General features: G+C 64.4%; 11 protein-coding genes. 2 read left to right on the forward strand and 9 right to left on the reverse strand.

The window, feature by feature from the left end; translation table 11 throughout:
- Positions 1–128: 128 nt before the first annotated feature.
- Together HAHE_RS06380 and HAHE_RS06385 are read right to left on the reverse strand one after the other, a co-directional pair.
- Positions 129–497: a hypothetical protein gene (locus tag HAHE_RS06380; protein WP_338689516.1), complete on the reverse strand. Its 369-nt coding sequence runs from the start codon at positions 495–497 to the stop codon at positions 129–131.
- A gap of 219 nt (positions 498–716) precedes the next feature.
- Positions 717–3,848 carry a family 16 glycoside hydrolase gene (locus HAHE_RS06385; RefSeq protein WP_338689517.1) on the reverse strand — a complete coding sequence of 1,044 codons (3,132 nt, stop codon included), beginning with the start codon at positions 3,846–3,848 and terminating at the stop codon, positions 717–719.
- Between the two features lie 172 nt (positions 3,849–4,020).
- On the opposite strand from HAHE_RS06385, the gene HAHE_RS06390 reads away from it, so the two are divergent.
- A complete protein-coding gene (locus HAHE_RS06390) occupies positions 4,021–9,018 on the forward strand; it encodes a sulfatase-like hydrolase/transferase (protein ID WP_338689518.1) in 4,998 nt (1,665 codons plus the stop codon).
- 10 nt (positions 9,019–9,028) lie between these two features.
- On the opposite strand, the gene HAHE_RS06395 is transcribed toward HAHE_RS06390, so the two are convergent.
- The 6 genes from HAHE_RS06395 to HAHE_RS06420 all read right to left on the reverse strand — a co-directional run bounded on the left by HAHE_RS06395 (position 9,029) and on the right by HAHE_RS06420 (position 16,210).
- On the reverse strand, positions 9,029–10,897 hold the full coding sequence (locus HAHE_RS06395; RefSeq protein WP_338689519.1) for a sialate O-acetylesterase: 1,869 nt from the start codon (positions 10,895–10,897) through the stop codon (positions 9,029–9,031).
- Between the two features lie 71 nt (positions 10,898–10,968).
- The gene (locus HAHE_RS06400; RefSeq protein WP_338689521.1) at positions 10,969–12,354 is read right to left on the reverse strand and encodes a sulfatase-like hydrolase/transferase; all 1,386 of its coding nucleotides are present in this window, start codon (positions 12,352–12,354) and stop codon (positions 10,969–10,971) included.
- A gap of 30 nt (positions 12,355–12,384) precedes the next feature.
- The gene (locus HAHE_RS06405; protein WP_338689523.1) at positions 12,385–12,606 is read right to left on the reverse strand and encodes a DUF4177 domain-containing protein; all 222 of its coding nucleotides are present in this window, start codon (positions 12,604–12,606) and stop codon (positions 12,385–12,387) included.
- Between the two features lie 73 nt (positions 12,607–12,679).
- Complete coding sequence (locus tag HAHE_RS06410) at positions 12,680–13,348, reverse strand: hypothetical protein (protein ID WP_338689525.1); 669 nt, start codon at positions 13,346–13,348, stop codon at positions 12,680–12,682.
- Positions 13,349–13,451: 103 nt separating this feature from the next.
- Positions 13,452–14,900, reverse strand: a complete 1,449-nt coding sequence (locus HAHE_RS06415) for a GTPase/DUF3482 domain-containing protein (protein WP_338689527.1) — start codon at positions 14,898–14,900, stop codon at positions 13,452–13,454.
- A complete protein-coding gene (locus tag HAHE_RS06420) occupies positions 14,897–16,210 on the reverse strand; it encodes a DUF2868 domain-containing protein (RefSeq protein WP_338689529.1) in 1,314 nt (437 codons plus the stop codon). Before HAHE_RS06420 ends, HAHE_RS06415 begins: the two co-directional genes overlap by 4 nt.
- 115 nt (positions 16,211–16,325) lie before the next feature.
- Here HAHE_RS06420 and HAHE_RS06425 point away from each other — a divergent pair, with 115 nt between their 5' ends.
- Positions 16,326–17,063: a putative nucleotide-diphospho-sugar transferase gene (locus HAHE_RS06425; RefSeq protein ID WP_338689531.1), complete on the forward strand. Its 738-nt coding sequence runs from the start codon at positions 16,326–16,328 to the stop codon at positions 17,061–17,063.
- An 8-nt stretch (positions 17,064–17,071) separates the two neighbouring features.
- On the opposite strand, the gene HAHE_RS06430 is transcribed toward HAHE_RS06425, so the two are convergent.
- Positions 17,072–17,872, reverse strand: a complete 801-nt coding sequence (locus tag HAHE_RS06430) for an MBL fold metallo-hydrolase (protein ID WP_338689533.1) — start codon at positions 17,870–17,872, stop codon at positions 17,072–17,074.
- Positions 17,873–17,906 lie beyond the last annotated feature (34 nt).

Raw genomic sequence — 17,906 nt, forward strand, 5'->3', positions numbered from 1 at the left:
CCGTTCATCGGAACCGTCCTCGCAACGGCACCAACAAGCTCCGCATATTTTGCTATGGCATCCCAAAAAAAACGGTGCGCGTACAGAAAGTCCGCGCACCGCATTTGAACCTACCAGGAAGCCGCCGGTCAGCGGAATTCCGTAGGACCGCCCGAACTCGCGAGGAGGCCGGGCGAGGCTGCCGCGAACACCGGCGGCATCGGATCAAGACCCTTCAGATGCAGGATGATCTCCGGGACCTGTTCGTGAATTTCGGCCTGGGTTTCGGGCGACGTCACCGTCAGCGCGCCGAGCGATGCCAAGAGGCAGCAGGCGGCCATGATGAGCGACGGACCACGCCAGCGGGCGCAGTTCCGAAATCTCCGCTGCCCGAGGCGAACGGAGTAGTTCTCCAGGTAGTAGCGACTGACCGTGCCGTTCTTGAACGGCAAGGCCGGACGCTCCGAATTGCCAACGAAGATGTCGGCATCACGACGGCGAGGCAGAGAGTGCCTCACGGGGGAATAGGGGTGAAAACCAGCAACTGCTGATGCTCCCCCCCGGGGGTGTGTGTTCATGGTGTGTGGGGGTTAGGGGTGTGTCAGTTCCAAGAGAGGAGGCGACGGAAAACCACCGATCTCCTGATTGCTTGGAACTCAAAACATTATGCCCCTCAAACCTCGCACCTCCATGGCGCGATCACGTGTGACACAAGACGCAAATTTTCGGCAAAGCCCCTATTTCCCGAGCAAATAGGCGAAGAGATCCTTCACCTCGTCCTCGTTCATCGAATTGATCAGCCCGGCCGGCATCGGCGAGACCGGGGATGCCTTGCGGCTGACGAGTTCGGAGCGCGACACCTCTTCGGTCTGGGAGAAGTCGAAGGGATTCACGGCGATGATCATCTTCTCGTCCTTCTCATCGACCTGGCGGCCGATCACCTGGGTCCCGTTCTCACGGGTAAAAGCCTCGAAGTGGTACTGGTCGGAAACCTCCTTGCTCGGATCGAGGATCGCCTCGGCGAGCTCCTTCACCCCGAAGCGACCCGCCAGAAGGCTGAGATCCGGCCCGGCGGCTCCGCCTTCACCGCCGAAACGGTGGCAGGCGGCACACATGCCGGCTTGGAACATCGCCTTGCCCTTGGCCGGGTCGCGGCCCTCGAGATTGCCCTCGGTCACGCTGACCACTTCCTCGACCGACCACGTCCGGCCCGGCCCTTTGACCGGCGGCAGGTTGGCGAAAGGATCGCTGTGGGACGGCGGCGGCAGGTCGTTGATCGCTTTTTGCTCTTCGGGAGTCGCCCCGGCAACGGCATCGTCGCGCAGACCGTTGAGGAAGCCGCCATAGCTCGCGCCGCCACTCATCTTCTTGAGGCGTTCGATCCAGGCGAAGAAGCGCCGCCGTTCGTCCAGCGACCACGGACCCGGCACGGCGCGCAGGCAGTAGATGTAGTGGATCACCTGCGACGGTGGCTGGTTCTCGATCATCTTCTTGATCGTCGGGCCGTAGCGACCGTTGCGCGAAGCGAGATCCGCCCAGTCGGGAGCCGGCTCAGGACCGGCGGCATCCATCAGGGCCAGCGTGCGGCCGACCACACCGGGAGCATTGAGGTAGCTCAGGACCCGGCAAAGTTCGCGGTTCAGGACGTCGTCGGTCGACGGAAAGGAGCTATCGATCTTGGCGATCAGGAACTTGCGTTGAGCGTCGTTCAGCTCACCTCCACCACGGATGCAGGCGAGGCTCATGGCCCGCAGCCAAGCCAGCTTCTGGGCATTGTTCATCGCCGACCAGTCGAGCTTTCCAAGCCCCTGCAGGATCGCGTTCTTCTTCGCTTCGCCCTGGGTTCTCGCCAAGCCGATCGCGCCTTCGATCACCGGCCACGGCTTGCCGCTGTTCAGCGCACCCTCGAGACCCGCTTGATAGTCGCGCTCCAGTGTCGTCCGCGCCACGTAGCGGGCGGTGCGGTTGTCGCTCGACAGCCCGGCCATCACCTTCTCCATGTCCGCCGTGACTCCGCCGGACGTGCCGCCCTTCAGGGAGACCGTCGCCGGAAGCTGGTCCGCGTAGGCGACGGGCGAGGTGTCCTCGTCACCGACGTAGCTCACCTTCCAGAGTGCCGAAGCCGTCTTGCGGCCACCGGTCATGAAGTACATCGCGCCGTCGGAGCCCACGACCGCGTCGGTCAAAGGCAGACCGTTGCCGCTGAGGAACTCGTCGGTCTCGCCGGTGTATCCGGCACCGTCCTTTTCGAGATGGATCGCGTGCACCGTCGCGAAGGTCCAGTCGAAGGCATAGAGCGCCTTCTGATACTTGGCCGGAAACTTCGCTCCCTTGCCCGAAACGAAGCCCGTCGGGGAACCCGGACCGATGTTCACCACCGGTGGCATGCTGTCCTCGAAGTAGGCTGGCCATTTGCCGGTGCCGTTGCGCCAGCCGAATTCCGATCCCGGCACCACATGGCAGATCCGGGTCGGGCGGTACCACGGCATCCCTAGGTCCCACTCCATGTCGGCGTCGTAGGCGAAAAGGTCCCCCTCTTCATTGAAGGCGATGTCGTACTGGTTGCGGTAGCCGATCGAGACGAGTTGCCAGTCCGTGCCGTCCGGGCGGACCCGCGCGATCCATCCTCCGGGGGCCATCCGGCCGCGGGCGTGACCGCGGGCATCCGGGCGCCGCGTCAGCAGGTGATCCTCCCCCCACACCGGAGGCACGAAACCCGGATCGATCTGCGGAGGGTTCGTGTGATTGCCGGCCGAAAAGTAGATCCATTCGCCATCCGGCGAGGGCACCAGCGCGTGCGGGCCGTGCTCGCCCCGCCCCTCGAGTTTCAGGATCTGGCTGATCGTTTCCACCTCGCCGTCTCCATCCGAGTCGGTGATCCGATAGACGCCGGACTCGCCACCCACCTGTTCGTTGACCGAGACGTAAAGTGCTCCCCGGTGCCACAGGATGCCGTGGGACCCCCCGATCTTGAGGTTCATCGGCTCCACCTTCGGTCCGCCTTCGAGCGTGACCCGGTACAGCCCGCCATACTGGTCGGAGCAGATCAGCCGGCCCTTGTCGTCCTCGGTGATCGCGACCCACGAGCCCTGGTCCTTCGCCACATCGAACAGCTTCTCGACCACGAAGCCCTCGGGCACCGTGATCCCGTTCATCGCACCATGACCGGTCGGCTTGCTGGGCTTGCCCTTCCCCTTCCCTTTGGCCTTCGTCTCGGAAAGGTCGATGTCCTTGAATTCGACCTTCATCGGCGGGCCGGCGTGGAGCTGGAGACCGAGCAAACCGGACATCGAGCGCTTCTGCTCGTCGGTGTCGGTGATCTCCGCCGCCAGTTCGCCGTTCACGAAGTGCTTCAACACGTTCCCTTCAGCGACGATCTTGAATTCGTTCCACTTCGCGAGGTCGGCCGCCGGCACCGGCAGTTTCCCGGTGACCTTCGGCTTCTGGCCGGCCGACAGCGTGACCTTCTGGCCGCGCGTGCACGCGATCCCCCGCCCCTTCTCCTCGTAGAGCATTCCCAGGTAGATATCCTTTGGGTGAAGGTCCATCTGATAGCCGCCGAGCACCCAGCCGTCATCGCCGACCTTCTTGCTCCGGTACTGCACGCCCGAGTTGTTGCCCTCGGCCCGGGCCTTGTAGGTCAGTGTGAAATCGCCCACCTCGCCTTTCCAAATCAGAAAGGTATTCGCTCCGATCTTGCGGTCCGCCTTGTCGGTCTCGCCGATCAGCACGCCGTTCTCGACCCGCCAGAGCCGCGAATCGCCGTCCCAACCGTCGAGATTCTTGCCGTTGAAGATCTCTTTCGCCGCCGCGGCACCGGCAAACGTGAGGATGGAGAGAAATAGCGAAGAAGCGAGCTGTGGACGCATAGGAAACCTTACGCATAGGCAACTGAGGGCATTTCTGCAAACTCCGGATGATGACGGATTTTGAGAAATCGAGACATCCGACCGGTCCCTCGGGCGGTCAGGCCGATTTCCAGATTCCCGGCTAACGCCGGGGCCGATTCGGCATTATGTTCCCATCCCAATCCAAAAACCCATGACGTCCCCTTCCCGAAGGAACCTGCCCGGTTCTTGCCCGACCCTTTCGACCCTCGCCAGCCTTGGACTTCTCGCGGTGTCGGCAACTGCCCAAACCACCCTGTTTTCGGCCGATTTCGAGTCCTCGACCGCCCCATCCATCGGGACCGCCGACTACAACGTCAGCGGCACGACCGCCGTCGCCAGCTTGGCGAGCCTGTCGAGTTCCCCGGACCCGACCTTGGGAACGTCCTGCCTCGCGCTCGACCGGAATCAGACCGGCCTGCTCGACGCCCGCCTCGACCTTTCGGGCCCCGCCAGCCTCGCGGGCGCCGACACGGTCACGCTGAGTTTCGACGTCGCAGCGATCCGGACGAACGGCGAGGAGAAATCGACCATCATCACCGGCTATGACCTCACCAACCAGCCGGTCTTCGCGCTGGTCCTGGGTGACGCCAACTGCTTCGGCAACGCCGCCGCCGACCGCCAAAGGCCGGGCTACGAGGTCGCGGGACCGACCCGCCAACCCCTCCCGGGCACGGGATCTCCGGCGGCCTACTGGTGGGGCAACGGCGGCACCGGGACGGTCCTCGATGTCACCAAGGACGCCCATTTCGACGTCACCATCGGTGGGAGCAGCTGGACCGTCGCCAGCACCGACCAATCCGGCACCGCCTTCACCTCCGACCCGATCGCCAGCTACGATGGCGCCAGCCACAGCGAGCTCGCCTACCTGAGCATCACCACCTACACCGGCAACAATTTTGGTCTCTACTGGGACAACATCGAGGTCGTCGGCATCCCGGCAAGCGTCACGCCGGACACCTACGTCTGGACCGCCGCGGCGTCCGGCGGGGACGCTGTCTCACTGTTCGGCGAGAACAACTGGTCGAAGGACGGCGACAACGTGACGCTCATTCCGCAGATCGACCCGGGTGTGCCGGTCAACCATGACCTCGTCGTCAATGCCGGCACGCCGGGTGGCGGCGGCGCCGGTGGCTCGCTCGATCTCGGGATCGGTTCGCTGACCGTGAGCGGCGGGGTGACCCAGTTCGCCCTTGGCGGAGACAACCGCATCCTCAACGGGCCGCTCACCATGAATGGCGGCACGGTCAACACCGAGGGATTGGGCCAGGTCACCGCGACCCTCAACGACGGCACCCTCGGGCTCGATGCCACCAGCCAGGCGCTCGACAACTCCACCGTGGACTTCCCCACCGGCTCGACCGCCACCTTGGCCTTCTTTTCCCTCGATCCGGAAACGGTCATCGCCACGGAGCTCGGATCGGTCACGGTGGAGGGCAACCCGGCCGTCCAGTCGTCGAACGTCGCGGTCGTACCCGACGGCGCCGGCGGTTCAACCGTCACGCCTTTCACCGGCGACCCCGATGGTGACAACGACAACATGGACGACGCGTGGGAAACCGTGAACTTCGGCGACACCTCGCGCGACGGCACGCTCGACCTCGATGACGACGGGCTGACCGACCTCGCCGAATTCAGTGCCGGAACCGATCCGAACAACCGGGATACCGACGGCGACCTCCTGCTCGACGGACAGGAAACGACCACCGACCCAAACAACGACGACTCCGACGGCGACGGCTGTCCGGACGGATTCGAAGTCGCGAAGGGACTCGATCCAAACAATCCCGCCTCCAAGGTCGACCGGCCGAACATCCTCTACATCTTCTGCGACGACCTCGGCTATGGCGACCTCGGCGTGCTTTTCCAAAACGCCAAGGGAGGAATGAAGCACAAGACCCCCTTCCTGGACACCATGGCGGCCGAGGGGCTCATCCTCGACCGGCACTACTGCCCGGCTCCGGTCTGTGCCCCTTCGCGCGGCTCGCTGCTGACCGGCATGCACCAGGGGCACGCTAACGTCCGCGACAACCAGTTCGACAAGGCGCTCGAGGACAACCACAACCTCGCCAGCGTACTGCGGGCGGCCGGCTACCGCACCGAGTTGGTCGGGAAGTATGGCCTCCAGGGTGGCGGCGGATCCCCGGCGGCATGGCCCGCCTACCCGACGAAGCGCGGCTTCGACGGGTTTTTCGGCTACGTCCGCCATGCCGACGGCCACACCCACTACCCGGACCACGTCACCGATTCCCGGGGCGTGAAGGAGCTCTACGACGGTGACCTCGAGATCTCCAGCCAGCTCGACAAGTGCTTCACCCCCGACCTTTTCACCGCCAAGGCCAAGCAGCTGATTATCGATGAGGTTGGCGACGGCGACAACGAGCCCTTCTTCATCTACCTCGCCTACGATACCCCGCACGCCGCTCTGCAGATCCCGACCGTCGCCTATCCCGGCTGGAACCCGGCCGACGACTTCGACGACTCGGGCTTCGGTGTCGGCGGCGGCGTGCTCTGGCAGGGAACTCCGGGATCGATGATCAACACCGCGACCGGCACCATCGATTCCTACCGACACCCGGACTACACCACCGCCGTAGGCAACGCATGGACGGACGTCGAGGAGCGCTTCGCCACCCTCGTTCGCCGCATGGACGACTGCGTCGGCGACCTGCGCAAGACCCTTGAAGATCTCGGTATCGAGAATGAAACGCTGATTGTCTTCTCCGCGGACAACGGCCCCCACACCGAGGACTACCTGACCAACGCCCAGACTTACGACGGTTCAAGCTACCAGCCGACCTCCTTCCAGTCCTACGGACCCTTCGAAGGCGTCAAGCGCGACTGCTGGGAGGGCGGGATCCGCCAGCCGACACTCGTCTGCTGGCCCGGCACGATCGCCGGAGGCTCGGTGAACGAGATGCCCGCCCAGCTCCATGACTGGCTCGCCACGCTTTCGAGCGTCGCCGGCTGGACGCCCCCGGCCCGCACCGACGGCGTCGACCTCACCCCGACGCTCACGGGCAGCGGAACTCAAAAGACCCCGACGACCTACATCGAGTATACCAACAGCGGATCGACGCCGAACTACGGCGACTTCCCGAATCACGGAGGCACCACCCGCACCCAGTCCCAGGTGATCTTCCTCGATGATTACAAGGGCATCCGGAACAACCCGGGGGATGCCAACACCAACTTCGAAATCTACGACACCCGGCTCTCCGAAGATCCGGACGAGTCGGTCGACCTGTTTGTCTCACCGCCTCCCGGCATGGCGACCTATTTCACCGAGCTCCAGCAGCGGATGAAGGATCGCGTTCTGCAGATCCGCCAACCCGACGGAAGTGCTGCTCGGCCCTACATGGATTCCACTCCGGTCCCGCCCGCCCCACCCTTGGCGGCCGCTCCCGGCGTCGAGTGGAAATCCTACAGCGGACTCTGGCCGTGGATTCCGGAGTTCGCTGATGAAACGGAAGTCACTTCAGGAACCGGCACCTTCCCCGACCTCGCCGACCTGCCCGCCGGTCCTCTGGAGAACGGGCTGCTCTACTCCGGTTACATCTCGATCCCGACCACCGGGACTTGGACTTTCACCATGACTTCCGACTCCGGAAGCTTCCTCCGCATTCACGACATCATGGTCGTCGATGACGACTTCAACCACGATGGCTCGGCGGCAACCGGGAGCGTGCTTCTCGAGGCCGGACTCCACCCCTACCGGATCTACTACAAGAACGGTAGCGGCGCCGCGCCCCAGCTCGACATCGACTGGACCGGTCCTGGTGTTCCGACCGAAGCGCTGCCATCTTCAGCCCTGTTCATCGCCGGAACTCCGGACCCGGAACCTGTCGGAGTCGACGACTCCGCCAGCGCTCCGGTCGACACCCCCATCCTGATCGACGTGCTCGCCAACGACATCGATGACGGCCTTCCGTCTCCGCTCACGATCCAGTCGGTCACCCAGCCCTCGGGCGGAACCGCCACCATCCAGAGCGGCTCGATCCTCTACACGCCGAATGCGGGCTTCGCGGGCCTCGACACCTTCAGCTACACACTGACCGACGGTCAGTTCACCGACACCGCCGAAGTCACGGTCACACTCAGTTTCCCCATCGACGACCTCTGGCTGCCGTTCAACGAGGGCTCGGGCGTCGCCGTCTACGATGCCGGCGGTTCGTTCGCCGGAGCGCTTACCGGCTCCGGCCCGGGCGACCCATGGGTCCTCGGAAACAGCGGCACGGCACTCGATCTCGATGGGGTGGATGACTCCATCCCCATCAGCCCTTCGATCTACACGCCACCGCTCGGCACCACCCCGCGCACCGTAACCGCATGGATCAAGGTCCCGGACGCCGCAACCACCCCGGGACTCGGATCCATCGTCTCGTGGGGCTCGAACGGCGGTGTGAACGGCAACAAGTGGCACTTCCGGCTTGAGGACGCCTCGCCCGGAACCGGCGCCTTGCGCGTCGAAGTGAAGGGCGGCTATCTCCGAGGCTCGACCGATCTGCGGGACGACGAGTGGCACCACGTCGCGGTCGTTTTCCCTTCAGGCGGCAGCAATGTCACCGACTGCATTCTCTACGTCGACGGCGTTGCCGAGACTCCCGGCGCCTCGAGCTCCCAAGCGATGAATACCGCTCTGGCCGGCGGACTCGTGGTCGGCATGGACGACCAGAACCGCCACTTTCAAGGCCTGCTGGATGAAGTGCGCATCTACGACCGGGCGCTTTCGGCAGGAGAGATTGCCACGCAGTTCTCGGTCGACAACCAGACGGGTGCCGCGTGGCACGCCCGCTACTTCGGAGATGCGGCGATCGATTGGAACACCGACGACGACGGCGACACGCTGACCCGCCTGCTGGAGTTCGGACTCGTCGGAAACCCGCACATCGCTTCGCTTGCCCCGCTGCCGGTGCTGACGCTCGAAGGAGGCATCGCGAAGCTCGCCTTCGACAAGCCCCTCGATGGCTTCCACAACCTTGTCTACACCATCGAGGACTCGCTCAATCTGACGACTTGGAACCCGTTCGCGGCCACCATTGACAGCAGCTCGCCCGGTCCGTTTCCGCAGACCGAGTCGGTGATCTTCAATGCAGGCGACGGCACTCTCGACCGTCGTTTCCTGCACCTGAAGATCGAACTGGCTCCGTAGCGCTCGCCGTTCAGTTCTCCGAGTTCTCTTCGATCAGGGCCTCTGCATTGCGAATCTGGCGCTGGAGGTCCTGCTCGCGAAGAGCCTTCTGAAGCTTGCCGCGGTCAGCCCGCGGATTTTCTCCAGCCTTCTCGTCGAGCACGCCGAGCGGCGCCTCCTCCATCGCCCAGTCGTCGCTGCGCTGGGTGGGAAGCGGAATGTCGGTGTTTCCGGTAGGCTGCACGTTGCCCATCGGGTTCCGCGCCCAGGCGTAGCGGAAGTGGACCGGCTTCGAAACCAACGGGCTGGTGAGCACGATCGCCTTGTTGTCCTTGCGGTCGCGGCCGCGGTCATCCTTCCCGATCACCAGCGAATCCGCCGTCGCCGGATGGAACCTCCGGTCCTCACCGGCGATCGCGAAGCCCTCGATACCGCCGCCATCGTCCACGCCACCGACCGACTGGTCGAAATTGAGCACGATGCGGCCGTCCTCGACTTTCATCTCCTCGATCACCGGCGGCTTCCACCGGAGCTCGCGGTCGAAGCCATACTCGGTCGCCAGCGCCCAGCGGGCGATCCTCTCCCCGGCGGGGAACTTGAGTTGCGGATGATACCACCGGCGCCGCAGGTCGTAGGTGCTGGTGAAGCCGATATTCTCATCACCCGCCTCGACCATTTCGGCGTAGGTCTGATGCTGCGCCTCGCGAATGAACGGCCCCGCGTCGAGCATCAGCTCGCTAAAATTCGTCAGGTCCTGTTTGTCGCCGGCCGTGCAGAGGGAGAGGATTCCGAACGGCATCTCCGGATCGCCGAAGGCCGCCCGCCATGCCTTGATCATCTCGGGGAAGACGTCGCGATACATCCGCGCACCCTCGGTGCCGCTGAAGCAGTTGTTGAATCCCTGGTGGAAGATCGCGCCCTTCGCCGCGAGCCCCTCAAGCGGGCCGATCATGCCGGCGTAACAACTCCCGGGGCGATTGTGGTCCATCGCCGGTCCCGGCTTCAGATCGGTAGGCTCGGTGCGGTTTGCCGGGATTTCCTTCCCCTCGCTTTTCATCTTCTCGACCCACTGCTGGTGCTTGGCGACGCGGCTCGCCAGATCCTCCTGCGGATCGAATGCGGCCACCTTCTCGTCCCACTCCGCCAGCATCGTCTTCACCGGCTCGGAGTCCATTTTCCGCAGCACCGGATCCGGGGTCCAGGCCTCGACGGTCGTGCCGCCTCGCGAAACGTCGATCACCCCGATCGGAATCTGGCTGGCCATGTGAACCCGGCGCGCGAACACGTAGCCGATGGCGGACAACTCCTTGACGATCTCCGGCGAGCAGACGTCCCAGTCTCCCTTCCGGAAGTGGCGGCTCGACCAGGAACTCCACTGATGCAGCCTCTCGAAGCCCTTCTGTTTCTCCGGAGTTCCAACCGCCGGAATCGTCAGAATGCGGATCTGCGGGTAGTGCGCGGAAACCATCTCGAGGTTGCCGTTCTGCACCTTGCCCACTTCGAACTCCATGTTGCTCTGGCCACCGAGCACCCAGACGTCGCCGAACAGGATGTTCTCGAGTTCGAGGGTCTTCGAGGCTCCCTTGACGCTCATCTTCACCGGGTCGGCGCTGGCGGGCATCGCAGGAAAGGTCACTTTCCATGACCTATCATCGGCCGCGGCCGATTCCTGCGACTGACCGGCCAGCGTCACCGTCACCTTCTCGCCGGGGGCCGCCCAGCCCCAGATCGAGAACGGCTTGTCCCGCTGGAGCACCATGTTCGACTGGAACAGGTTGTGGAGAAAGAGCCCGTCACCGATTGCCGGCACCTCGACCACGTCCTCCTTTGGCATCGGTTGCGCGATCGCCGGCGCCACGAGGGCTGCCAGCACACAAAGGGTCACTTTTCCAAGTTTCATCGCGGCCCATACGGGACCCGAACTGGAAGTGTTTCCGATCCAATGGTCGCCCAACCTTACCCAAAAGGGGTCTAGTTTTCGGCAGACTCGGCGGGAGTGACTTCCTTCACCCAATCCGCGTGGAGGGTCGCCAGTTCCTTCGCGAGTTCCGGCTGTTCCTCGAGATGGTTTTTCCGCTCCGGTTCGGGGCCCGCAAGGTTTCCTAGAAACTCCGGGTCCGCCCCCTGGCCCATCAGCTTCCAATCGCCCCGACGGACCGCCCAGGCCCCGCGCCACTGCCAGTGCAGGACTTCGTGCCAGTCCGCCCCGGACTCCGAACGAATGCCGGACACCAGGCTCTTGCCATCGAGCTTCACCGTTGGCGGTGCGACGTCACACAGCTCGAGAATGGTCGGCATCCAGTCCATCGCGGTGACCGCCCCGTCCCGGACGATTCCACCCGGCAAGCCCGCCGGATAGGAAAGCACGGCGGGGACCCGGATTCCTCCTTCGAAGAACGTTCCCTTGTTGCCCCGCCACTTGCCGGTGTTGCCGCCGCCACCGTTCGCGCCGTAGTTCGCGCCTTCGGGCAGCCCGCTGCTGTGGTCCTTGCCACGGATCCGGTAGTCCTCGATCGAATGCCCGTTGTCGCTCATGAAGACGACGATCGTGTTGTCGCGAAGTCCATGTCTTTCAAGTCGCGAAAGGATCCGGCCCATCCGGTCATCGGTGGTCGAAACCATCTGCGCATAGGCTCGCCGGGGCATCGGCAGGTCCTTGTAGCGCTCTTCGAATTTCTTATCCGCCTGCTCCGGGTAGTGAGGGATGTTGAAGGCGACGTAGAGGAAGAACGGGCGTTCCTTGTTTTGATCGACGAATCGCAGCGCGCGCTCGGTGATCAGATCGGGGAAATACTCATCCCGCATGAAGACCTCCTTTGTTCCTTCGTAGAGATCGTGGAAGCCGTTCCCGTGGAGGGCGTGATGGTTGAAGTTGTCGATGAACCCGCCGCGCAGTCCGAAGAACTCATCGAAGCCCTGCTCGGTCGGACCGTGTTTGAAGTCCGCTCCGAGATGCCATTTCCCGAAGAGTGCGGTGCGGTAACCCGCGCCACCGAGCACCTCGGCCAGCGTGACTTCCTCGCGGGCCATGTTGACCCCGAAACGGCCGTCTTTCGCATTCGCTTGGGTCCATTGTTCCACCCCGCCGCGCTGGGGGTAGCGGCCGGTCATCAGCATCGCCCGGGCCGGACAACAAACCGTGTGGGCATAGGCCTGGGTGAAGCGAACGCCGGTCTCCGCCAGCCGGTCGATCGTCGGGGTATACAGGTCCTCCGAACCGAAGCAGTTCGCGTCGAGCGTTCCTTGGTCATCGGTGAAAAAGATGACCACGTTCGGCTTGCGGTTTTCGGCGGCGAGCGCGGCCGGAATCACCGCGACCGCGGCCAGCCCGACGATTGCCTTCAGGAAGATCGGCATGCCTTTCAATGAATCGGCGCCCTCACCGGTTCAATCACCGAGTGCCGCGGGGCGCTTGAAGAAGAGCGCGATTCGCTTCGTCCCGACGCTCCCGTCCGACACAGGGATGGCGGAAACCAGCTCGAATCCGTCCCTGCCCAACTCATTCATCCGCGCATCCACTTCGGAGGTCTGGATCACTCCGCGCGAACCCCATCCGCCGGTCTCGATGACCAGCGACCGGTGTTCCCATCTGCTGTTTTCTGCATCCATGATTTCAACCAGAGGCTGCTCCGGTCCGAACCTCCACGACCACTACAATGAAGGCGCGAATTCCCAGCGGAGATCAATGATCGCCGCCGCCCAACTCCCGGACCAGGTCCCGACCGCCGATCCGCCCCAGCAACTCCAACTCGCCACGGAGGACCTTCCACGCCGGCTCGCCACCCTCATTCGGCATCCCGCAGGGCGTGCACGACCCGAATCCCGGATAGCCGGGCCGGGCCGAGGGATCATCGTCGGCCGAGGCAAGACCCAGCAGGGGTCGCCCATCGGCGAGGCGCCGGAAAAGCAGCGGGTGCATCCAGCACGACACCGGTTTCCACCACCACGGATGCATGCCCGAATCCATGGCCAGCCGCTGGAGCACGCACCGGTGCTCGGCATCAAGAAAGACGCAGCGGGTTCGCGGGAAGTGGGCCGGAAACCCGTCGGCAAGTTCGGCAGCCGATGCCTCGACCGTCGATGTCTTGACCCGACCACCGGCCTGCTCGCTCCAATAGCTACGATGAAAGCCGTAGCGGGTGAGCTGGCCACTCTCGACAATTCCGCCGATCACCGATGCCTGTTCGCGATCCAGGAACACACCGTCGTGACAGCAGGTCGCGCGACAGCTTGCCAATTCACACACCTTCAGCGGCATGGAGAACGCCTCGTGATCCAGCGCCGCCTCGCGCACCTGCCGACCGAGTTCCAGTTCGAGATCCGCGAAGGCGGTGTGGGCGTTCGGCTTCATGCCCCGGAAGCAACAAACGCGCCGGCCTTGTGGTGCGCGGACTTCAGTCCGCCCCGGAAGCCAAGCCAACATGCGGACTGAAGTCCGCGCACCAGTCCACCGTTCATTTCTCCCCCACTTCCTCCAGAGCCTCCAGCAAGGCGGCGAAGACCTCGGGTTCGCGGCCGCGGTCGGGCGAACCTTTCAGGCAGGAGGTGAACCACTTCTGCAGCAACGACCGCCGGTCCGATTCGAACTCGCGGACGATGCTTCCGTCATCGGCCGACGGCCCCATGTCGGCGTCCCGACGCCCGTGCGCGCAGGAAAGCAGTCCGCGGTAGCGCACCAGCATGGAATCGAGGAGCACCCACGGGAAATTGATCTCCTTGGGCGGGCCTACGACGATCGAACGTCCCCCGCCCTTCCTTAAGCGGATGCCGCCGAGCCCGCTGACCTTGAGCTCCGGAAGTTTGCCGCCCTGAAGGAATGCCGCCGAGCCACCGACGAGGGCTCCGATCGCCAAACCGATCCCGAAGCTGTGACCGCCGACACCGACATCGATCAGGCCACCCGTCGCGGCACCGATACCGGCACCCGCCGCGGTGAGCTGGGAGCGGTTGAGCCCGTACTTCCTCCACGCTTCGTCGGCGGAAAGGTCGAGCCCGCGATGAAGCGCCGGATCGGTATCGGCCTGTAACAGGTGGTGCCGATAAATCTTCAGCCATCGACCGAGGCAATCCGACTCGAGCTTCGCCAGCTTGGTGAAGTATTCCTCCACCAGCGCCTCCTGCTTCCGCTCGCGGCGGGTCGGCACACCGAGATCCCGCTCGTCGAGTCCGTCGCTGGTCCGCAGCGTCAGCGCTTTCTCGAGGAAATCGACGAGTGCCTCGGCGGCATCCTCGCGCCGCTGCCCCCATTCCCGCTCCATCGCCTCGAGCACATGTTCGATCCGGTCCGACTGGCGTTCCTCGATCTGCAACAGGGCCAGAAGCAATTTACGTCTTTCGTCGTACTTCGCCTGGTGGGCATCGAAGGTGCGGACGAGATTGAACGAAGTTCCCAGCCGCTCGCGCCACACCTGTTCGTGAGCCGTGTCTTCGGTCTGAGGATTCAGCAGGGCCAGCCGTGGCCGACCGCTCCATCGCAGGATCTCGATCTCGGCGATAAACGAATCGCGCAGCGGCTTCGAAGGATCGACCACATAAAGGATACCCGCTCCACGGACGATCGGTTCAAGCAAGCGGACCTCGTCCGGATAACGGTCACCGCACTCCTCGACAAAGCGCCGAACCTCGTCGGGACCGGGCGTGCCGTCTCCCGCCATCCGTTCGATCTCACGCATCGCCTCGACCGGTTGCTGGAAGCCGGGCGAGTCGTAAAAGCGAATCCACTCCTCGTCATCGTAAACCACCGGCAGCGCCTGCACCGAGGTGGTTTCCCCGGGCGTGGACGACACACGGAGGATCTCGTCGTCATCGACCTCCAGCAAGGTCGCCAGGGTCGCCGACTTTCCGGCGTTCACGCGACCGACCACCACGAATGACGGCACCTTGTCGTTCCACCAGTCGTTCATGGCCTTTCGTAAAACACGAGTTCGAGTTCCTCCCCCTTGCGCCCGTCGACAAAGCGCTCCCACTGGCCGCGCTCGTCAGCGGTCACCGCCTCGACGCCGGATTCCGACGGATTTCCCACCAGCAGCACCTGCCTCCGCTCGCCCGCCTTCGCCTTCACCTCGTCGAGCGCGCGCTCCATCTGGCGCGGCGCCAGCGACCAGCCTTCGGCGAAAAGCACGATCCCGGCAGGAGCCTTCGCCAAGGCCTCCCGCGCCGCCTCCTCACGTCCCTCGTCGAGCACGCCGAGACTCTCCCAAGCGGTCGGATTCATCCGCAGCCGCTGCAGCAGGAACGGCCTGAGCGCCTCGTGATCCGGCTCGGCACCGCCGACCGTCACCACCAGCGCGCCATCGACCGGACCTTCGATCTTCTCGCCGCGACGCACCTCGGTGAGTGCCCGCCACAGCTTGCGGTGCTGCGGCGCCTGAAAAGTCAGGCTGGCGAGCGCGCGACGTTGTTTCCATGACACCCACAGTACCAGAAACAACCGCGGCAGGACTCCCCAGACCGCGAGGCAGAGCAACGAGAACTGCCACCACCCGGTGCCGTTTTCCATCCAGTCGCGGCCGATCTCCGAACCTTCCACATCGGGCACCAGATGCGGTGCGGTCCATGACCAAGGCAAGGCCAGCACCTCGACCGCCCGGTCGAGAAACGAGCGCAAGGCCGTCTCGGTCGTCGTTTCCCAGAAAAAGCCGACGTGCTTGAAGAGAACCATCGCACCGAGCCCGAGGAAGGCTCCGAGGTGGAACGACAAAGCCACGGTCTGAGTGCGACGCGCGAGGTTCCAAGCCAGCACACGGGCCAATTCGCCGCTGCGACGGATCCGCTCGACCACCGCGCGCACCTCCTCGCCGACAAAACGCAGCGAGAGCTTTTCCATCGCGCTTCCCACCACACCGATCATCGGGATCCGTCCCCTCGCGAGCCACGCGAAGAACGCGAACACGAACAGGATCCACGGCAACACCAGCGTCGCCGACAGCATCCAGATGACGTTCACACCCGACGTCTCACGGTCGAGCGTTCCCCATACCGCACCCGCACCGGAGGCCGCAGCCAGCAATGCGGCGAGAACCCCGGCGGCTCCGAGCCCGCCCATCCAACGTCGGCCGATGCTCCCGGTATCGCGCGCCTCCAGCCAGCGCTTCATCACCGCTGCCCGCGACCCGCCGTCACGATCCGGCGTCGCCCGTCCGTCCCAGCCGGCGAGCTCCGTCTCGAAGTCGATCAACTCGGGGAGCGACCAGCGTGGCTTCTCATCGGGCACGTCCCGACTCTCGGCATCCTTCCGTCCGTGGCAAGTCCTCGCATGGGGACGGCACGGGGCGGGCTTGATCCGGAGAGGACGTTGTGGAAAGTCGCCCACAGCGGACCGCGACGCGATGATGCGACTGTTTGAGAACATCGACACCTTCCTCAAGGATCACGGCGAAGGCCCCGTGGTCTTCTGTGTCGCATCGTCCGGCATCGCCGACCAAGCGCGCAACCTCGCCGCCAGCGCCGGGCGGGCAGGGGTCCGGCTGATGGTTGCCGCCCTCGATCCGAAACTCGAAAAGTCGCTCGCGAAGTCGGAGATCGATCTGGTCCGCCACTACGGAGATGACGTTCCGCGCGGCTACTGCAAGTTCGGCACCTCGAAGTTCAAGAGCGTCGTCTGGCAGCGCTACCTCATCGGCGACCGCATCCTGCGGGCGGGAAAACGCTACATCTACACGGACTGTGATGTCGTGTTCGACCGCGATCCGGTGGAGGCAGTCATGGCGGAGCTCGATGCCGATCCGTCGGTAGACGGCGTGTTCCAGTTCAACGGCAGCGACTGCTGCACCGGCTTCTTCGCCATGAAGCCGACCGAAGCCAGCACCGGTCTCTTCACCCGCGAGGCGCTCGAAGCGGACGACTTCCTCGATTACCGCGATGATCAGGACTACTTCAACGCGCGAGTTTACCGTCAGAAGCTTGAGGTCCGCTTACTCGACCGGGACCGCTACCCCAACGGCGCCTGGTTCTACGCCAACCACGATCGCATCGGCGACAGCTGCCGGATCGTCCACTTCAACTGCGTCGTCGGCAACCGGACCAAGATTCGGCTGATGAAGAAACACGGCCGGTGGTTCATCTAGACCGGCCGCTATCCGAACAACTCGTCCCGCCCGAAGCGGATCTCGCACGGTGCCGACGGGCCGTCGTGCCAGCCGCAGGGCTCGTCCTGACAGGCACACGCGACCTCTTCCACCTTGCCGCGGATCGCGGCAAGCGCGACCTCCGGGTTGTTGCAGTCGCGGCTCAGGTGGCCGAGCACGACGTGACGCAGCCCGTCCTTGGCCAGTTCGGCCACCAGTTCGGCGGCCTGGGCGTTCGACAGGTGCCCGTGACGGGATGAGATCCGCTGTTTGGTCGACCACGGACGCTTGGTGTCGGCCTCGAGCAGGGCGTCGTCGTAGTTGGCCTCCACGAAAAGCGAATCGACCCCGCGCAATGCCTCGGTGACGCGGGCCGTGACGTGTCCGCTGTCGCTCACGAGACCGATCGCACGCTGCTCGGTGCGAAACACGAAGCCCACCGGTTCCACCGCATCGTGGGGCACCGCGAAGGACTCGATGGCGAGACCGCCGACCGAAAATCCGGCTCCACTCTCGAAAATCTTCCAGCTCGCAACTCCAAGCTGGTCACGGACCACGTGGCTCGTCGCCGGGGTTGCGTAGATCGGCGCCGCCACCGACTTCAGGAGTACCCGCAGCCCGCGGATGTGGTCGCCATGCTCGTGGGTCAGCAGGATCGCGTCGATGGACTCCGGAGCGATTCCCATCAGCCCGAGACGACGCGTGATCTGTCGCGCCGACAGCCCGGCATCGACCAGGATCCGGGTGCCTCCGGCCTCGACCACCGCGGCATTTCCACCGCTGCCACTGCCGAGAACCGCAAACCGCATGGCCCGGATCATGCATGCGCCAAACGCGGAGTTG

The organism is Haloferula helveola, from assembly GCF_037076345.1.
GTDB classification, from domain to species: domain Bacteria; phylum Verrucomicrobiota; class Verrucomicrobiia; order Verrucomicrobiales; family Akkermansiaceae; genus Haloferula; species Haloferula helveola.

Bases quoted from the DNA above. Each gene is read 5' to 3' on its own strand.
- HAHE_RS06415 (WP_338689527.1), bottom strand. From the start codon at position 14,900: ATGAACGACTGGTGGAACGACAAGGTGCCGTCATTCGTGGTGGTCGGT.
- HAHE_RS06425 (WP_338689531.1), top strand. From the start codon at position 16,326: ATGATGCGACTGTTTGAGAACATCGACACCTTCCTCAAGGATCACGGC.
- HAHE_RS06390 (WP_338689518.1), top strand. From the start codon at position 4,021: ATGACGTCCCCTTCCCGAAGGAACCTGCCCGGTTCTTGCCCGACCCTT.
- HAHE_RS06410 (WP_338689525.1), bottom strand. From the start codon at position 13,348: ATGAAGCCGAACGCCCACACCGCCTTCGCGGATCTCGAACTGGAACTC.
- HAHE_RS06395 (WP_338689519.1), bottom strand. From the start codon at position 10,897: ATGAAACTTGGAAAAGTGACCCTTTGTGTGCTGGCAGCCCTCGTGGCG.
- HAHE_RS06405 (WP_338689523.1), bottom strand. From the start codon at position 12,606: ATGGATGCAGAAAACAGCAGATGGGAACACCGGTCGCTGGTCATCGAG.
- HAHE_RS06400 (WP_338689521.1), bottom strand. From the start codon at position 12,354: ATGCCGATCTTCCTGAAGGCAATCGTCGGGCTGGCCGCGGTCGCGGTG.
- HAHE_RS06385 (WP_338689517.1), bottom strand. From the start codon at position 3,848: ATGCGTCCACAGCTCGCTTCTTCGCTATTTCTCTCCATCCTCACGTTT.
- HAHE_RS06430 (WP_338689533.1), bottom strand. From the start codon at position 17,872: ATGCGGTTTGCGGTTCTCGGCAGTGGCAGCGGTGGAAATGCCGCGGTG.